Source organism: Ruegeria sp. AB11 (genome assembly GCF_056536325.1).
The window spans coordinates 46,217-62,462 of the sequence record NZ_JBQFJO010000002.1; the positions used below are offsets into that span (position 1 = coordinate 46,217).

The window sequence follows — 16,246 nt, forward strand, 5'->3', positions numbered from 1 at the left end:
AAGAGGCCTTGATCTGGGAAAAAACGTCTCTGCACAAAATCTGCACGACCGCTGTGCGGTGATCTGCACCCAAGCGGGCCAAATAGGGCCAGCAAAAACAAGGAGCAGTAATATGGGACAGTTCATCGTGCGCGGTGTTCCTGCGTCGGTTTTACAGGATAGTTGGTGGCTTGACGCCGCTGACAAGAATCCGAGCAAAGAAGATGGCACATCGGGACCAAGTAATCGCGATGCCACCGTCGGATTGGTCACTCTGGTTGCACTAGCAGATGTATTGTTTTTCGAACATGCGCCCGGCATTTCTTTAGCGGCCTATGCGCTCGCGGTTGCCGGGGTTGTTTGGGTATTGCTGGGCCGCCGTGCTGGTATGACGGGACCGGCGGTGCTTTTGGTACTCAGCATATTGCCGGTCGTGGAATATGTTCAGGCCTTGTCCTTGGCCTTCTTGCTGGGCGGATCGACCGTGGCGTTATGTTGGGCCGTGTCAGGGCAATGTCAGGGGACCTCGGTGCGCCGGTTTCTGTCCCAATATCCCTTGCTATCGATCAGACAAGGGATTGAGGCGGCTCAACACGGTCATTCTATATCTAAGGACCAAAGGATAGCGCATCGCATTTTGCGTGAGTGGAGCTTTCCCGTTGGTGGGGCATTGGTTCTGGCCTCTCTGATTATATCAGCCAATCCTGTTTTATCGGATTGGAGTGATCGGATATGGCATTTTGATCTGCGCTTCGATCGGCTGTTGTTTTGGTTCGGAGTCGCAATACTCATCTGGCCGATCCTCGCGGTTGTCCGACAACCAGAATTGCTATCCCCGCGGTTAGGACCCAAGCAGAGGCGTGGCTTTCCAGCGTTTGGCGTGAACGCACAGTCTGTTGCCAACGCACTGATCACATTCAACATGCTTCTGGCGATCCAAACCGGTATGGATGTCGTGTATCTGTGGGGTAGCGCGGAACTTCCCAAAGGGATGAGCTATGCGGAATATGCGCATCGCGGCGCCTATCCGTTGCTGGCAACGGCTTTGCTTGCAGGTGCGTTTGCGTTGGTTGCACGGCCTTTTTTGAACGAGCGGTCAGGGCTGACAAGATGGATGATGTTATGGCTTGCGCAGAACGTGCTGCTGGTGATCTCTTCCATGATGCGCTTGTCGCTATATGTGGAATCCTACGGGTTGACCTACCTACGGGTTCACGCTGCGATCTGGATGGTGCTTGTTGTAGTGGGATTGAGCCTGACCGGATGGCAAATTCTGAAAGGCAAATCGAACCGGTGGCTAATGGTCCGATCAACAGCTTTGGGGATTATCGTGCTCTATGCGTGCTGTTTTGTAAATTTCGCCGCATTGATTGCCCGCTGGAATATTGAGCATCCGGTTCGGTTTGATTTCTACTACGCATGCCAGCTCAATCATATGGCTGTGGCCGAATTGATGAAAGACAGCCGACTGCGGGATTGCGCAACCCCTCCGGTCATCGACAATTGGAGGAATTGGGGCTTTCGCGCAGATCGGGTGATCCGTAATCTGAACGCCGAAACATTGCCGGAGAAGGTTGATGAAAATCCTCGTCGTGGATGATGATCCGCGCCTGCGCGAGTTGGTTTCGATCACGCTCGAGCGGGCAGGCTATCAGACGGTCACAGCACGCGACGGTCAGATGGCGCTGACCCATGCGATACGGGAAGCGCCTGATCTGGTTGTGCTGGACGTCGGCTTGCCCGAGCTTGACGGACTTGAGGTCTGTCGTCGCATGCGGGCGCGTTCTGACGTACCGATCCTGTTCCTGACCGCACGCGATGATGAGATAGACCGAATTCTGGGTCTTGAACTGGGGGCCGACGACTACGTCACCAAACCTTTCAGCCCGCGCGAATTGGTAGCGCGGATCAAAGCCATCCTCAAACGCAGTACCGCAGAAGGCTCGACCACGTTTCTTCGGCATGGCCCTGTAGAGTTGGATGTTTCCGGCCATTCGGTTTGGGTTGATGGATCTATGCTTGCGTTGACCGCAACCGAGTTGTCAATCCTGCGCCGATTGATGCAAACACCCGAGGCTATAGTCTCGCGCCCTCAATTGATCGATGCTATCTATGGCGCAGGTAGCGCCGTAGCCGACCGAACACTGGACAGTCATCTAAGGAATCTTCGCCGCAAGCTTGGGGATCAAGGTTGGATCGGGGCTATCGAAACCGTGCACGGAATCGGGTTACGGATGGGCACATGGCCGGGTTAAGGAGCAAGTGGCGTCCTTCATTGGGATTTGTTCTTGGCGGAGGTCTGGCAGGTACGCTTGTTTTGTCTCTGCTGGGTCTGATCGCTTTGCGCTACCTTGGACCTGAAATCGGGTTTCGCAATGCTGCAGGTCTTCTGGCGGTCCTGATCGGCTGCGCGACCGGAGTGCTTGGGTATCTTATGGTCCGGCTATTACTCCGACCGATTTCGGCGCTCGCTTCTTATTCAAGCGCGGTGGAACAGGGTCAGCCGGCCGAGCCACCCGATCACTTTGGAACGCAGGAGCTGTCTCGCCTCGCCGGTTCAGTGCTGAGTATGGCAGATACTTTGCAACGGCGCGAAGCTTCGATCCGTGTGTTTGCAGATCACGTCACACATGAGCTGAAAACCCCGGTCACAGCAATCCGCGCTGCAGGCGAGTTATTGACGGAGGCCGATGCACTTACAGATCAGGATCGCACATTGTTACACCAGATACTGGGCGCAAGCGATCAAATGCAAATGCAGCTTGCCGCCTTGAATCGTGTTGCCCAGGCAAGGGTGCCTGAACACCATGGAACATCCACGATTGCTGGACTTACTCACAAAATGCGTACGTCATTTCCCGAACTGGATATCAGCGTTGAAGGGTGCGAGCGGACCTTTCCTCTTGCCTCTTCTGGTCTGTGGATTGTGTTGAACCAACTGTTAGACAATGCCCGCCGACACGGGGCAGGGCGGGTGGCCCTGACGGCGGAAGCCGAACGGTTGATAATTCAGGATGATGGACCTGGCATATCCGATTGGAACCGGGATCATATCTTCAATCCGTTCTTCACCACGGCCCGCGAACGGGGAGGGACCGGTATGGGATTGACTATCGTCGCTAATCTGATGAGCGCGCATGGCGGGCATATTGCGCTGATCCCTTCCGATAGAGGTACGCAGTTTGAAATCCGTTTCCCAGATGGGTGAAAACTAGGCATCAGCAAAAGGTATTAAGGCCCGTGTCAATTTGCGCCTCTGTATTCGATTGATCCTAAGCCAATCCTCATTTATTGGAGGCCCTGTCAAATCAGAGTCACCCGTGGGGCCGACGTGTCCCCTTACGGCTCGGTGCCAAAACTACAGCGGCACATACTCTTGGATCGCACGCCCCTGAAAGGCTTAAAAAAGGTAAGGGAATATGGCAGAAAAATCGAACTTCGACGTATTGTATACCATTGTAGACGAAGCGCCTGAACTGGCGAGCGCCTCGTTCCTGCCCATCATCCGCAAGTTTGCATCAGCCGCTGGTGTCAGCGTTGGAACCAAAGACATTTCGCTTGCCGGGCGTATTATCGCGACCTTCCCCGAGAACCTGACAGACGAACAACGCATCACCGATGACCTAGCTGCATTGGGTGAGTTGGTGAAAACTCCAGATGCAAATGTGATCAAACTGCCGAACATCTCGGCCTCTGTACCGCAATTGGTGGCTGCCATCGAAGAGCTGCAGTCGCAGGGCTACAACATTCCAAACTATCCTGAAGAGCCTTCGACAGATGAAGAAAAGGCAATCCGCGCGCGGTATGACGCCATCAAAGGATCAGCTGTGAACCCTGTGCTACGGGAAGGCAACAGCGACCGCCGTGCTGCACGTGCCGTAAAGAATTATGCTCAGAAAAACCCGCATTCGATGGGGGAATGGAGCGCTGACAGCAAGACCAAAGTTTCGTCGATGTCAGGCGACGACTTTTACGCCAACGAGAAATCGGCAACTATCACGGCGGCGCAGGCTGGCGATGCAAAGATTGAATTCGTCGGTAAAGACGGCGGGGTAACAGTTCTGAAAGACGGTTGGCCGCTGGCTGAAGGTACCGTGGCGGATGCAACATTTATGTCGGTCAAGGCTCTGTCCTCCTTCCTTGCAGATGCCATCGAAGACACCAAGAAAGACAGGACCATGTTCTCGCTGCACATGAAGGCGACAATGATGAAGGTCAGTGACCCAATCATCTTTGGTTATGCTGTCAAAGCTTGGCTGGCGCCAGTATTCGAGAAATTCGGCGCAGAACTGGATGCGTTGGGCGTAAATCCGAACTCGGGGCTCGGTGATCTGCTTGAACGGGTTCAGGGCAACGCAGAAATCGTCGCCGCAATCGACGCGATCAAAGGAGATCGCCCCTCGATGTACATGGTGGACTCTGATCGCGGCATCACCAACCTGCACGTCCCGTCAGATGTGATCATTGACGCGTCAATGCCCGCCGTGATCCGCGCTGGCGGCAAAGGTTGGGACGAAGCTGGTGCCAAGGGCGATACCAACTGCGTGATCCCTGACCGTTGCTATGCACCGGTATATGATGAGGCCATCAAATTTTTCAAATCCAATGGCGCATTGAACCCAGCCACCGCTGGTGCCGTCGCCAACGTTGGACTGATGGCGCAGAAAGCCGAGGAATACGGATCGCACCCGACGACGTTCGAGGCACCCGCAGATGGAACCATCCGTATCGTGCTGGCCAATGGCGAAACGCTGCATGAGCATGCAGTTGAAAAGGGTGACATTTGGCGCGCCTGTACCGTCAAGAAAGCTCCGATCGAGAACTGGATCCAACTGGCGATGGACCGTCAGCGCCTGACTGGTTCCGAGGCCATCTTCTGGCTAGATGCCAACCGTGCCCATGACGCCGAGCTGATCAAATATGTCAAACCCGCGCTTGAGGCCGCAGGCGTGGCCGACAAGTTCCTGATCATGGCCCCACGCGAGGCGACCCGCCAATCGCTGGAAACCATCACGGCAGGCAAGGACAGCATCGCCATCACTGGCAACGTGTTGCGGGACTACCTGACCGATCTGTTCCCAATTCTGGAGCTCGGTACGTCAGCCAAGATGCTGTCGATTGTTAAATTGATGAATGGCGGTGGTCTGTTTGAGACCGGCGCGGGTGGTTCGGCTCCGAAGCACGTGCAGCAGTTGGTCGAAGAAAACCACCTGCGCTGGGACTCCATGGGTGAGTTCTGTGCACTCGGAGAGTCTCTAAACTTCCTGGCAGACAGTAAGGGCAACATCAAAGCAGGCGTGCTGGGTGCGGCTGCCGAAGCGGCGACACAGGGCATTCTGGACAACAACAAGTCGCCCAGTCGTAAGGTTGGTCAGCCGGACAACCGCGATAGCCACTATTGGTTTGCCCGCTACTGGGCCGAGGCTCTGGCAGCGCAATCCGATGATACTGATCTTGCCGCCGAGTTTGGACCGCTTGCAAAAGAGCTGGCAGACAAGGAAGAACAGATTCTGGCAGAGCTGGCAGCAGCCCAAGGCGCGCCTGCGGATTTGGGTGGTTATTATCACACTGATCCCGCCAAAGCGGCAGCCGTAATGCGGCCAAGTGCGACGTTGAACGCGCTTATTGACTGAGCGCGGTTCAGGCACCGATGCCCAAAAAATCTACCGGCCCCATTGCGGGCCGGTTTTTTTGTTTCCAGAATAAGAAAAGGGCCGACCCCCATAGCCAGCCCTTTTCTGAGTGAGTGGTGGGGCTTTCGCCTCACCGGTGCAGTTGAGTTAATCCTACGCTTATTACTCGCGCTGAATATTGGGGGATTCCCGTAGGAAGCTGCTTTTTATTAGCAAAAAGTGTTTTTTGTTAACCTTATGTCTGCGCTTTAAGCCCAATACACTGTTTTCGACCCGTGATTCTTCGCCTTGTGGTTCTTGTGCTCTACTACTCTCATTCGTCAGTAATGACCTGATAAAAAAAGGCCGGTCATAAGACCGGCCCAAAAATGGTCGTATCGACCGAGGGATTAGTTGGATGCCGCGTTAAGCTTTTCGTTCTGTTCGCGCAGCGTGTCCGAGATAATCGCATACCATTCGCCGGATTCACGCATCTCAATCAGACCCTTGTTCATCATCGCAATGTATTCGCGTGCGAACGGGTTGGTGCGATGTGCGAGGAAACTCATCGACGACAGAGTGGATACATACGGGTTTTCAACGATGTCAGCCGAAGTCAAACCCATGTCTTTCATTGTCGATGCAAACAGGTCGACCTCGAACGCGGCCACATCTGCGGTTCCGGTCAATACCGCATCAAGGCAATCTCGGGCCGAATTGGGCTGAACAACAGTTGTATTCTCGCGGTTCAGACCTTGTTCTTCCAGTACAACCATGCTCCAGCCTGCCATACGGCAAATGGTTGATCCCTCAAGGTCTGAAAAATCCGTTGCCTTTGCGTACTCGCTTTCAGGCAAAGTGAAGAAGCCGCCGACGATGTCATATACCGGAACAGAAGCGACAAATTGGGTGCAGCGGGCTTCGGTCTCTGCAGACCACTCATAAGAGCGGTTGGTACAATCCGGTACAGTCCACGCGATCGAAATATCAAACGCACCCAATGGCAACAGTGTGTCCAGATGCGAACTCCAGTCATCTACAAAGCTGACCGAGAAGTCGCGGCTGTTGCCTGCACGCTGGAGGCTTGTTGTGGCCAGGCGGGTCATGATGCCGCCACCGTTCAGGGCTTCAGTCGTGAACGGCTCCCAACCGTTACCTGCAACCATCTTGATCGGCGGTGCATAAACGTTCGAGCGTTTGACACTCGCTGCACGCTTTTCTTCAGCAGCAATCAGTTCTTGCGCGCTCTGGCCGTTTGGCAGGCTGCCATCCTCACAGGGCAAAGCCAGAACCAAGCCATTTTCAAGCGAACCTGGATTGGTGATCGCGTTGCGGTTGGCGTTGAATATCGGCTGATAGTTCGAGGTGCCATAGGCGGCGATGGCAATGGTTGCCAGTGTGTCACCATCCTGAACGGTATAGTTAGAGCAGGCCTCTTGTGCGGCAGCTGCGCCTGCGCTCAGGGCGGTGAGGGCTGTTGCCGACAGTACTGCTTTCTTCAGTTTCTTGTTAAACATATCCACTTCCTCCAGACTTTTGTTTTGTCAGGCCTTCGGGGGCCTTAGCCATTTTCCATTTGATAGCGCAGTGCGGTTGATACGATGTCGCGCCACTCGCCAGATTGCTGCATGATCGCCAGACCCTGGTTGAGCGTCTCAAGGACGGCTTCCCCATCTGGATTATCTTTGTGGGTCATGACGTTAAGCGACTTGATTGCCGCCAGGTTGGGGTTTTCAATGATCTGATGCTCATAGCCGAGCCGTCCGATTGCCTCGACCGCCAAGTGGGCTTCGATTGCGACAATATCGGCGGTGCCATCCATGACCGCATGGAAACAATCATCCGGCGATACCGGCCGCATCAGGGTGATTGCCGGCTCATAGAGACCGACCGCATCCATATGTGACAGCGACCAGCCTTCTGGCCGACAGATCGTGGCGCCAGCGAAATCCGAATAGGTCAGAGTCTGTTCGTAACCCGACCCGCCCTTCGCAAAGAAGGTATCTACAACTTCGTAGAACGGGTTCGAGAAGTTATAGGTTTCGCACCGAGTACGGTCCTTTTCAGACAGACCATCTGCTGCTTCGCAATTTGGACGCGACCAAGGGAATGTGGCATCAAAGGCAAGCGTTGGCATCAGAAGATCGAGATGCGAAGACCAGTCATTCACAAACTGAATTTTATACGGCTGTTCGGGCGCAGCTCGCAGCATCGCTGTCTCCACGAGGTTTGTATAAAGACCACGATTTGGTAAAGCCTCGTCCGTGAACGGAGCATAGTTGCCACCTGTGATCATCAAGATCTGACGGTCACGAACTTCCGGGCGCTCGCCACCCTTTGCGTCTCGGATCAGCGCTGCACCTTCGGCACGAGCGGCTTCGATTTCTTCCAAAGCCGCCGCTTTTGCAGCAACTACCGCATCTTCGCTTGCTTTTTGCGCTTCCGCCTCAGCAGCAGCCACGCGTGCCTCTGCTACGGCAATGGCTTTTTCGGCGCGCTCTTCCGCTGCTTTAACTAATTCCGCCGCCATTTCCGCCGCTATACGACCAGCCTCGGTATCAGGAACCAGAGCTTCACGCCCCAAATCCTCCAGACAGGGAAATGTCAAAATATCTCCAACACGAATGATATTTGGGTTCGAGCCAATTACATCGCGGTTTGCATCGTATATTGGCCGATAGTCTTCGGTCGCATACACCGCGATCGCCAACTCCCGTAGGCTATCGCCGCGTTGGATCTCGTAGGTTGAACACGCCTCTTGCGCTGAAGCCGTCCCTGTTGCGGCTGCTAGAGCGAGGCCGGATATGATAAGATGGTTTCTCATTTTTCCTGTTTCTCTGCCTGGTTCATGTCTGTGCCGGTTTAACCACGGCGATTGAAATGTTGTCCTGATCCGGGTCTGCTTTTGCCTTTAGCGCCTGAAGAAGCGCGTCGGCGATATCGCGGGCCGGAGATTGATTATGAGTGCGCAGCAAAGTCTCGATCTCGGTGTTATCGAGATATTGCAGTCCATCACTGCCAAGGATCAGAATATCTGCCGGCACCAGATCTAAAGGCTGTTCCGGGCAATCAACCTTCGGGATTGCAGCGCCCATGATGACCGAGGTCAGCTGGTTGCGATCCGGATGCATCTGCGCCTCTTTTGCGCTGAGCAGACCCTGCGCGATCTGCGCATCGATCATCGGGGCCATCGAGTGGTCCTCGTTGATCTGTGACAGGGTATCATCGCGAAACAGATACAAGGGGCTATCGCCGATCGAAATCCAAAAGATCCGCTGCTCCAACATCAGCATGCCCAGAAGGGTAGAGCCCAAGTTGACCTTGTTCTCTTCGCCATGGCTGGCGATTGCGGCGTTAGCCTGCATTGCGGCCATCGGCAGAGCGTCGAGCAGTGCGCTCTGAACAAGGTCAGGCTCATCCAACTGGGCATCCATCGCGTCGCGCCAGGCAGAAATGATCAGCTGCGAGGCAACTTCACCCGCATCATGGCCACCCATACCATCGGCAACGACGACATATCCTGCATCCGCCGTATCAGAGACCCGCGCGGCAATCGCGTCTTCCTGCGAGTCGCGCTGACCCTGGTCCAGGATCAAGGCAATATCATATGCAGGGGTCGCCAGCATTAATCGGCATCCCGCCAGTCAAAGCCATCATCGCAGAAGGCCATGAAACGGATCGATGTCTCGCTGATGCGGATCGAGTCTCCGTTTGACAGGGCAATGGTGCTCAGCACGGGTTTGCCATTCAGACGGACCAGATTGGCCTTGCCGCCATGACCCAGATAACATTTCCGATCCTCAGGATCATAGGCGATAACAGCATGGTTGCTGCGCGAGATTCCGGTATCTCCGAAATCCAGCTGAATGGCTTGATCATCGTTCCGGCCGATCTGCATCAACCCTTCGGTTAATGTGATTGCGGCACCTCGGCCCGGACCGGCGGTTACAACCAACCATCCGACAGGGAAAGTTTGTTGCACGGCCTCGGCTTTTGCGACGGGTTCGGATGTTTCCATCAAGTCCTGAACATGCGTGTCTGCCCGTTCAAAGCCCAGGAAAGTGGTCTTCACACGCGAACGCCGGTCTTCTGAAGGCGTGGCTGGCGCTTCAGGTTCAGTCACTTCTACAACCGAGACAGTCTCCGGTTCGGGTGCGGGCTCAGGCTCCGCAATTGCTTCTATCTCAGCTTGGGCTTCAAAGGCTTCCTCAGGCTCCGCAGTCGCAATTTCCGCGACGGCGGCGAGTGTCTTGTCGTCCTCGGCTTCATCCTCAGTGCTGAGATGAAGCGTCACGATTTGCTCGTCTTCGTCTTCAGCTTCCTGCAAGTCAGACGCTTCTTCTTCCACAATTTCTTCAACGATCTGATCTTCTTCGAACTCCGGCATAGGCTCTTCCGGGATCAATTCGTCAGATTCTTCATAGTTGTCTGAGCTCACGTTGCCACCAGCCAGTGCAGCGCGCAGCGCGTTGAAGTCGGCAATTGGCTCAGGCTTTGCGTCCTGTACTACGTCTGCTTCTACCGCTTCATCTTCTTTCGGTTTGCCGGCACCCTCGAGAAGCCGGCTAAGAGGGCTTTTGTATTTAAACATGGTGACGACACCTTCTTTGTTTTCTGTTGCGGGGATCAGCCCGCAGGATGGCTACTAACCGCTGCCTAAAAGGGCAGAGGCACTATTGAATAAGAAACAGGGAAACTCTTACTTCGCGACGGGCCGGCTCCCGACGGGGCGACGATGGAGATGCCGCCCCCAGTAAACACACTGGCGATTTTCACATAAACCGGTTCAATTACTCCTGCGTTAGCTGCATAACCGCAGTGCCTTCTCCGCCATTGCGCAGTATGATCAAGCGCGCCTGGGGCTGATTGTCGGAAGCAAGAACAGCGAGAACGTCATCAAGGCTTTCTGGCTGGTCGAGTGCCGTACCTGTCTGCGCTTCACGCAGAACAACATCACCTTTTTGCAAGCCCCCCACGCTGTTTTCCGGGGCAGAGGCAACAACGGTTTGCCACCCCGCGTCATCTGTATGATGGGCTTTAAAAGTGTATCCGTTCTGCAATCCAAACATACGATGGGCAGGCAATGCCAAAAGCCCGTTTTGTGCACGCGTCTGACCCAGTTCACGATAGCGCGCCGCAACACGGATATACCCGTCCGGATCGACCGAGAAATTATCCAGAACCTGAGAAACCAGAGTTGCGTCCGGGCGGATCGGCTCGCTGTTGAGTCTAAAGATCGTGGTCCCACGCTTCACCCAGTCGCCGATGACAGCCGTGTTCAGGTTCGCGTCGACATCATTGATCGCAATAACACTGCCTGTCGCACTGCGACGTTTGGAGATATCAAAGGGTACTTCAATATCCCAATGTCCAAAGGCCACTTGATTTTCCGCCAAAGTCACCGGTTCTGAAGTGTTCTCATCGTTCAGTGCTGTCTGTACCGCAGCCTCTTCGGCTTCATCTGAGGGAGCGGGTTTCGCGTCAACTGCAGCGGGCGCCTCTGATGCCACTTGTGTTTGCTCGACAGGATCTTCCTGTTTGGTTTCTGTTTCGACAACCGGTTCTGCCTGTGCATCTTCTGGGTCTGCCGCTACGACCTCAGGCTCTGTGACCGAGATAGTTTCAACCTGTTGCAGTTCGGTCTGGGAAACTGCGGCCTGCTCGATCGGCTCCGGCGTTGCCTCGATGGAGTCGGGTGTTACCTGAGTTGCCTCATGTGTCGGCTGATCACTTGACAACATGAAGTACCCACCGGCTGCCAACGCCGCCGCGACGACAACGGCACCTGCTATTACCTTGCCACTGCCACCTGAACCGCTTTTGATAACGGTATCTACTGCTGCGACGGCTTCGTCTTTGGGTGCAAATTTTGCGAGATCGTCTTCGGATTTTTCCTCATTGCCAAGCGCCAGATCAGAATTCCCTGCAAGCAAGGCAGTCACAACAGCTTCGGCATTCTCGCTTTCCGCTTTGATCCGTTCTTTTTCGGCCTGCTCGTCTTTACGATCCATGCCTACAATGACTGAAACCGGGCGGTAGGCGAAACTGTCAAACATCACCCCGGGACCACGGAACATGCGCAACCAGTCCAACGCGGTTTGCAAGCGGTCAGGGGTGTGAACCTCCATCGCCTTATCAATCGCCTCAAGGAATCCATCGGGATAGCCATTGAAACGTCCGGCTACCGGGATGTATGGGTCGTCTTGTCCGTTGTTGAATGCGTTCAGACGTGTCTGACCATCAATCGGCCGCTCGCCACCAATCGCGTGATACAGGGTTGCAGCAAGCACATAAAGATCACTGCTAGGCCCTTGTTCCGCCCCACGCACGTAAAATTCGTGTGGTGAATACCCATCCTTGATCACGCGCAACGTCAACAGGGCCGCCGATTTGTTCGCTGCCTGTTCGCGTGCTGCGCCAAAGTCGATCAGGACAGGCTCGCCATTTTCGTCAATCAGGATATTGTCCGGCGATATGTCGCGATGCAACATGCCGCTTTGGTGAATGAACGACACCGCAGAAAGCATCTTTTCGGTGACCTGAACGATGAAATCAGGCCCGCTTTTGTTGTCAGGATTTTCGACATAGTCCAACAGATCGCAGCCACGGATCAGGTCCATAGCGATATAGGCGGTGTTGTTGTCTTCAAACACCTGATGCACGTCGACAATGTTTGGGTGGACTAGCCGCGCATGGTTGCGCGCTTCCTGAATAAACAGATCGATAATGGCGCGGAGATCATCCTTGTGGTCGGGATTGGCGGCTTCGACCAGATCACCATTCCGCTGACAAAGTGCGCCAGGATAGCATTCCTTGATGACTACATCGCGATCCAGACTATCGCGTGCGAGATAGGTTATACCAAATCCACCGTTGCTTAGAAAACGGAGAATTTCATACTGACCGCGCAGCAGCTTCGCGCCTGGCTGCAATCCTTCGATCTGAGGTTCGTCGTGCGTTGTGCCGACAGCCTGGTTGTGGCTCATTTCTTCCCGCCCATTCTACTCGTTTTTTGCGGCTTAGATAACCAGGGCTTTAGCCCGCGAACTCACAACCAAACACAACCGCAGGACACTTTAGACGGTTAGACGTTTCAAATTTGACTTTATTTGGGCCACCTGATGGCTTCACTAAGGATCAAAAATTCAGAAATCACACATATAGTAATGCCTAACGCTCTGCATACAATATATTGTATTCCCAAGGTGAACTAATCGGATTCTATATCTTCAAAAACCGCGCTTGGTCCACGATATCGAAACAATAGCGCGGTGATTCCGATCCTTTCGAATCGCTGCGTTGCGGCTCAATTATTGCGGGAAAAACTTACGTTCCGGTTTTCGAAGGGGCAGACGCGACAGAGCTGCCGGCCCATGCAAGGTTGTCGCTAAGCTGTGCAAGGATGCTGATCGCGTCTTTGAGAGGTGCATCGCCACTCTCGAATTGTAGTAGCAACAGCAGATCAGTTGCTTTTTCAAACTCAGCCGGAATCCAATCAGCCTCGGGGTCGATTTCGGATCCGGATTCCAACCTCTCGGCAAAATCCTCTACAATTTCCTGACAACTTTGCAGAAAGGCCGCAGGCTCGATATCCGAGCTTTCACGCAGGTCGTTGTAGATACTGGCGATGGCTGCAAGCCAATCTTCGAGAATTGGATTATCCAGAGGGGGCAGGGCGGTTTCTAAGCTTGATTGGACCGCAATGCCATCAGCCTTAGCGTCACGTTCTTCTTCAACCCCCGTGAGTTCTTCCAGATAAGGCAGAAATTCTTCGACCAAGTCCTTCTGAGCTGCTTCAAGATCATGGCGTCGATGGTCAGACGCAACGCTTAACACCTGTTCGGCCAGATTTTGGCCACCACAGGTCTCCCAAAGATCAAAGTCAGGCTCGGGTTCCTGCTCCATTGCACGAACGGCAACCGGCGTGCCAATGGGCACAACCGCACGGAATAGATCACCTTTTTCTTTATTCAGTCGGGCAACAACCCGATCCAGAGAATCCCGAACCGGAGGCAAGTCGGCGTGGGTTACGGCCAACAAGCTGTTATCGCGCAGCTTCTGTGGCACCTGCGCCCACAAGTGCCGTTCAGTTTCGCGCCAGGCGTTGGTTCCGTTGGTACACCAAATGGCGCAGTCCACATACTCCAGCAATCCCAGTGTCTGCTTGTATGTATCATCCAAAGCACCGGCACCGGGCAGGTCGAATAGCGAGATCTCTTGTAGGGCAGGGGTATTCAACCCGACCGAGATGAAATCAGGTTCGTCAGCTGCGGCTTTTTCCAGCGCTATCCCTGAGTAGACCTTGGGTTCTTTGTCCCACCAACCAACAGTGGTTTCAGGTGTATCAGCGTAAGCGACGATAACCAGCGGCAGTTTCAGATGCTGCGGCCCGGTGGGCAGAATGTCAGCACCTGCAAGCATGTTCGCAAGGCTGGACTTCCCGGCGCCAAATTCCCCGGCAAAACCGATGGACACCGCATTCGAAAGCCGCTCGGCATGAGCCAAGGCACGGGAACGCATATCGTCCAGCTCAACCGACGAAGGGGCGTTTTCAGTAGCGGTCAGGAAACGCTCTAACTGGCGCACTTCCTTCTCGGTTCCGGGGAATTCAATCATTCTGCGGCCTCTGCCTGTCGAGTGTCCACGGGTGCGGTTCCATGCACCGCACCCAGTTCATCGCTGATGCGGCGGGCCTGGTCAACCGCACGTTGAGCGTCGGCACGAGCATTTGTATCGTCGGTTCCGGCGCGATGTTCCAGATGTCCGGCAAGCAGTGCCAAATAGTGATCCAGCACCGTTTGCATGCGTTCGATCAGATCGATTCTGGCGGTATCCACCAGATCGTCACCAATCATCTCGAATTCCTGTACGATCATTCTTTCCGCCCGGTTCAGAACGCTGCGGCGCGAAATCAGTCGCGATAGCCATGTCACACGCAGTTCGACCGTAATTCCCCGCGTCAATGCACTGGTGTCTGGTCTGAACCAACGCACTGCGCTGGTATTCATGCGATTGTCCACCGGCTCCTGCCAACCAGGCAGGGCACGCAGGGCAGCATTGCTTTGCATGTCGATCGCATAGAGCTCACTAAGCATGCGTTGACGCACCACCTGAGTCGCGCCTTGAACAAGCTCTCGCATCCGCTCACGCAGCGGTGTGAAATTCAACTCGGTATCACCGTCTTTGGTCAACAGAGGGGATTGGCCATCGGGACCACGTACGACAATCGAAACGGCCTCGGCAACCGTGTCGTCCATTACGCCACGCAGATTGGCCAGCACGTCATCCATGTCGTTGGTGATCGCCCGGGATTTCTCTGCAATCAACGCGCGCAGATCTGTAAGTGTCTTGTTATTCTCTTCAACATTTGCCGTGTCAGGCCCGTCCTGCTCCTCAATCGCACGGAGCCTCGCGTTGCTGCGCTCAAGCTCACCCTGGGCAAAGCTGTTGAGGTGCTGCCAAGCCATATTGAGTTGTTCCTGACGCGGGCCTTCCGTCAGAGCTTTGGTCACATGGCGGCGCAAATCGGGCAGGCCCGACGCGATCATTGCGGCAAAACGTAATACGCCTTCGCGGCTGATAGGGCCGGGGCCTTGCTTGATCTCTTCGACGCCATCCAGGTATTGCTTCATCTGTTCAGGATGAGCCCGAAGCCAAGCGAGTATCTGATCGTGGTCAATGCCGGTTTCATCACCGGTCAGAGCGTAATGCGCCCATTGGGCACTGCCCATCAGGACATCGATATCCGAATTACCTAAAGCATTCTCAAGCCCGTCCAACACATCAGCGCGCACCTTCGTGGCATCCTCGGCACCACCGCCCAATTCATCGACACGGTTGATGAAAACCACAATCTGACCAAGCTCTAGCGCTTGCATCAAACGGAACAATTTCAGATCCGCGCGCGACAACGCCTGATGCGCCGAAAGCACCACCACAAAGAAATCTGATTCCTTGAGGTATTGGCGCGAAATTTCCTCGCGGATCAGCAGCGGGTCATTGACACCCGGTGTATCGGTAACGGTTACCGGATACGGGAAATGGCCGATGTCAAAATAGACTTCGGCCTTGCGGGTGATATCGCTATAAAGACCTCGGTCCGAACCGGGGTCATGTTCCCCTTCATCCGTTGGGTCATCTCCGGCACAAACATAACGTGCCAGATCGTCTGATGTTAGTTCATCGAGATCGTGATGCTGGCCCAACAAGTGTTTGTAGCTATCACCAAGACGCAGCTTGGCGCGGGTTTTCATCGCCTCAACCTGCTCTTCGATCATCTCGCGTTTATAGCTGTCTTCCTCGTCCGGGAACATATTGCGCAGCTCTTCGCCTTCAGCGATCAGAGCTTGCCATTGGCGATTGTCGAAGAAGTGAAATTCGGCACCCGATTTCCTGCCGGATGGATGGCCGAAATGCATGTCGGTGATCACAGTTGTCCAAGGGTTCACGTCTGAGGGTAGATATTCCGCCTGCCCGGTGAAACCATTGATCAAGCGAGATTTGCCAGCCTTGATCTGGCCTACGAAGGCGATCGAAGGCTTGAGGTTCGACAGATCGTCAACAATGCGTGAGATGAAATGACGTGTTTCGTCATTGCTCATCCCATTCATGTCTTCTGCGATGCGAATAAGCTCGCGGCGGTTTAACTCACTCAT

The 16,246-nt window shown here is 54.5% G+C and carries 11 protein-coding genes; 4 read left to right on the top strand and 7 right to left on the bottom strand.

Translation table 11 applies throughout. The annotated features are described in order from the left end of the window. Positions 1–112 precede the first annotated feature (112 nt). The 4 genes from ACR3EJ_RS19780 to ACR3EJ_RS19795 all read left to right on the top strand — a co-directional run bounded on the left by ACR3EJ_RS19780 (position 113) and on the right by ACR3EJ_RS19795 (position 5,612). Positions 113–1,579: a DUF4153 domain-containing protein gene (locus tag ACR3EJ_RS19780; RefSeq protein ID WP_170544180.1), complete on the top strand. Its 1,467-nt coding sequence runs from the start codon at positions 113–115 to the stop codon at positions 1,577–1,579. Further along, positions 1,557–2,234: a response regulator transcription factor gene (locus ACR3EJ_RS19785; protein ID WP_170544182.1), complete on the top strand. Its 678-nt coding sequence runs from the start codon at positions 1,557–1,559 to the stop codon at positions 2,232–2,234. The genes ACR3EJ_RS19780 and ACR3EJ_RS19785 overlap by 23 nt, the downstream gene beginning before the upstream one ends. After that, positions 2,222–3,187 carry a sensor histidine kinase gene (locus tag ACR3EJ_RS19790; RefSeq protein ID WP_170544183.1) on the top strand — a complete coding sequence of 322 codons (966 nt, stop codon included), beginning with the start codon at positions 2,222–2,224 and terminating at the stop codon, positions 3,185–3,187. The genes ACR3EJ_RS19785 and ACR3EJ_RS19790 overlap by 13 nt, the downstream gene beginning before the upstream one ends. 211 nt (positions 3,188–3,398) lie before the next feature. Further along, the gene (locus tag ACR3EJ_RS19795) at positions 3,399–5,612 is read left to right on the top strand and encodes an NADP-dependent isocitrate dehydrogenase (RefSeq protein ID WP_170544185.1); all 2,214 of its coding nucleotides are present in this window, start codon (positions 3,399–3,401) and stop codon (positions 5,610–5,612) included. A gap of 389 nt (positions 5,613–6,001) precedes the next feature. On the opposite strand, the gene ACR3EJ_RS19800 is transcribed toward ACR3EJ_RS19795, so the two are convergent. The 7 genes from ACR3EJ_RS19800 to ACR3EJ_RS19830 all read right to left on the bottom strand — a co-directional run bounded on the left by ACR3EJ_RS19800 (position 6,002) and on the right by ACR3EJ_RS19830 (position 16,246). After that, positions 6,002–7,108 carry a transporter substrate-binding domain-containing protein gene (locus ACR3EJ_RS19800; RefSeq protein ID WP_170475001.1) on the bottom strand — a complete coding sequence of 369 codons (1,107 nt, stop codon included), beginning with the start codon at positions 7,106–7,108 and terminating at the stop codon, positions 6,002–6,004. A gap of 44 nt (positions 7,109–7,152) precedes the next feature. Next, complete coding sequence (locus ACR3EJ_RS19805) at positions 7,153–8,415, bottom strand: transporter substrate-binding domain-containing protein (RefSeq protein WP_170544187.1); 1,263 nt, start codon at positions 8,413–8,415, stop codon at positions 7,153–7,155. Positions 8,416–8,437: 22 nt separating this feature from the next. Beyond that, positions 8,438–9,217, bottom strand: coding sequence for a PP2C family protein-serine/threonine phosphatase (locus ACR3EJ_RS19810; RefSeq protein ID WP_170544189.1), 780 nt, complete (start codon positions 9,215–9,217; stop codon positions 8,438–8,440). Beyond that, the gene (locus tag ACR3EJ_RS19815) at positions 9,217–10,182 is read right to left on the bottom strand and encodes an FHA domain-containing protein (protein WP_480423413.1); all 966 of its coding nucleotides are present in this window, start codon (positions 10,180–10,182) and stop codon (positions 9,217–9,219) included. Before ACR3EJ_RS19815 ends, ACR3EJ_RS19810 begins: the two co-directional genes overlap by 1 nt. Before the next feature lie 199 nt (positions 10,183–10,381). Next, on the bottom strand, positions 10,382–12,577 hold the full coding sequence (locus ACR3EJ_RS19820; RefSeq protein WP_170544193.1) for a serine/threonine protein kinase: 2,196 nt from the start codon (positions 12,575–12,577) through the stop codon (positions 10,382–10,384). Between the two features lie 340 nt (positions 12,578–12,917). Beyond that, complete coding sequence (locus ACR3EJ_RS19825; protein ID WP_170544195.1) at positions 12,918–14,207, bottom strand: dynamin family protein; 1,290 nt, start codon at positions 14,205–14,207, stop codon at positions 12,918–12,920. Continuing rightward, positions 14,204–16,246 (bottom strand): dynamin family protein, encoded by a 2,043-nt coding sequence (locus tag ACR3EJ_RS19830; protein WP_170703407.1) that lies wholly within the window; start codon positions 16,244–16,246, stop codon positions 14,204–14,206. The genes ACR3EJ_RS19825 and ACR3EJ_RS19830 overlap by 4 nt, the downstream gene beginning before the upstream one ends.

What these genes read in the sequence shown, in the direction of transcription:
- ACR3EJ_RS19830 (WP_170703407.1), bottom strand. Translation starts at nt 16,246, where the DNA reads ATGAGTGAGTTAAACCGCCGCGAGCTTATTCGCATCGCAGAAGACATG.
- ACR3EJ_RS19785 (WP_170544182.1), top strand. Translation starts at nt 1,557, where the DNA reads ATGAAAATCCTCGTCGTGGATGATGATCCGCGCCTGCGCGAGTTGGTT.
- ACR3EJ_RS19815 (WP_480423413.1), bottom strand. Translation starts at nt 10,182, where the DNA reads ATGTTTAAATACAAAAGCCCTCTTAGCCGGCTTCTCGAGGGTGCCGGC.
- ACR3EJ_RS19790 (WP_170544183.1), top strand. Translation starts at nt 2,222, where the DNA reads ATGGCCGGGTTAAGGAGCAAGTGGCGTCCTTCATTGGGATTTGTTCTT.
- ACR3EJ_RS19780 (WP_170544180.1), top strand. Translation starts at nt 113, where the DNA reads ATGGGACAGTTCATCGTGCGCGGTGTTCCTGCGTCGGTTTTACAGGAT.
- ACR3EJ_RS19800 (WP_170475001.1), bottom strand. Translation starts at nt 7,108, where the DNA reads ATGTTTAACAAGAAACTGAAGAAAGCAGTACTGTCGGCAACAGCCCTC.
- ACR3EJ_RS19795 (WP_170544185.1), top strand. Translation starts at nt 3,399, where the DNA reads ATGGCAGAAAAATCGAACTTCGACGTATTGTATACCATTGTAGACGAA.
- ACR3EJ_RS19810 (WP_170544189.1), bottom strand. Translation starts at nt 9,217, where the DNA reads ATGCTGGCGACCCCTGCATATGATATTGCCTTGATCCTGGACCAGGGT.
- ACR3EJ_RS19825 (WP_170544195.1), bottom strand. Translation starts at nt 14,207, where the DNA reads ATGATTGAATTCCCCGGAACCGAGAAGGAAGTGCGCCAGTTAGAGCGT.
- ACR3EJ_RS19820 (WP_170544193.1), bottom strand. Translation starts at nt 12,577, where the DNA reads ATGAGCCACAACCAGGCTGTCGGCACAACGCACGACGAACCTCAGATC.
- ACR3EJ_RS19805 (WP_170544187.1), bottom strand. Translation starts at nt 8,415, where the DNA reads ATGAGAAACCATCTTATCATATCCGGCCTCGCTCTAGCAGCCGCAACA.